General features: G+C 26.8%; 1 protein-coding gene. It reads left to right on the top strand.

Annotated elements, in window-relative coordinates:
* Positions 1-275: 275 nt before the first annotated feature.
* Complete coding sequence (locus J502_RS15990; RefSeq protein WP_034685189.1) at positions 276-1,190, top strand: LysR family transcriptional regulator; 915 nt, start codon at positions 276-278, stop codon at positions 1,188-1,190.
* Positions 1,191-1,308: the final 118 nt, after the last annotated feature.

The following is a 1,308-nucleotide window of genomic DNA, read 5'->3' as shown; positions in this document are numbered from 1 at the left end:
GATTGTTAAATAAAATAATTTATTAATATTATATAAAATAAAGATTAATCGGTTAATAAATCTATAGTCTCTAATGCTGATTTGGAAATATTTTTAGTGTAGTTATCATAAGATTGGGCTGCTAGACATATAGCTATTATAGTCATAAATAAAATAATTTTTTTATTAATAATCATGTTAAATTTAACCCTATTCAATTCTGTTAAAGAAAAGATATATTAATTTAGTGATCTAATCTAATATAGAAATATTGCTCATCTATCTATTTTCGAGATATGTTAACTTTTAAACAATGTAATTATCTGATCAGTATTGTTGAAGAAGGCAGCTTTAATGCTGCTTCCGAAAAACTTTTTATTGCTCAGTCAGCTTTAAGCAGACAAATAAAAAATCTGGAGGATGAAATAGGTTTTTGTGTTTTTGATAGATCCGAAAAAAAAATTAAATTGACCCCTGCTGGATTGGTTCTTTATAAAAGTTTAAAGAATCATCTTGAGAATTTTAATAATTCAATTGAAATGGCAAAGAGAATTAGCGAGGGAGAAGACAGAAGTATAAAAATCAGCCACTCTAGCAGCATTATCTTTGATCAAAAAAAGTTGCAGATTTTAGATGAGTTATGCGGAAAATATAAAATTAATATAGAAATTAATACTATTTCATCTGAGGATCAAATTGAAGCAATTCTTAGCGGTAATATTGATATCGGTTTTATTCGACCGCCTGTTCATCACAATTTAGATGAAATAGCTTCTATAAGTTTATATGAAGCCCCTTTATATGTAGCAGTTTCTGCTTCTAATCAGAATTTTAGAGACAAAACTAGTGTTTATATCAGGGATTTAAAGGAATTAGAATTTGTTTCTACCCCCCATTCTGAACGAGGAGGACTGAGCTACTTAGCTTCTAATCTTTGCTTAAGCAATGGTTTTTCTCAAAAAAAATCAAGAATAACTTCACGAAAGTTGTCCCAACTGGATTTAGTTGCAAAGGATTTTGGGATTTGTATTGTTCCTGAAGAATTTGTTAGTGTTCTTCCACAGAATGTAAAGTTGCTTTCTATAAATGATAAGAATAATCAATCTGAAGTTAAATTAATTTGGAAAAAGGGGAATGATCTTATTATTAAAAACTGTATAGAAGCTATTCAGGATTCTTATATTTCGGATTTTAGATCATCTGAAAATTGATAAATAAAGTTTATATTAAATATTAGAAATATTTAAAAAATAAGGTTTTAAACTAATTTAATAACTTTTATAAAATATAATTTTTATTTATAAGCTGGTTGCTTTTAATACTTAAGCT

It is taken from the genome of Acinetobacter sp. 1294596, from assembly GCF_000582925.1.
Classification (GTDB): domain Bacteria; phylum Pseudomonadota; class Gammaproteobacteria; order Pseudomonadales; family Moraxellaceae; genus Acinetobacter; species Acinetobacter radioresistens.
Note: the sequence above shows the minus strand (reverse complement) of the source record. Positions and strands in the feature narration are given on the sequence as shown.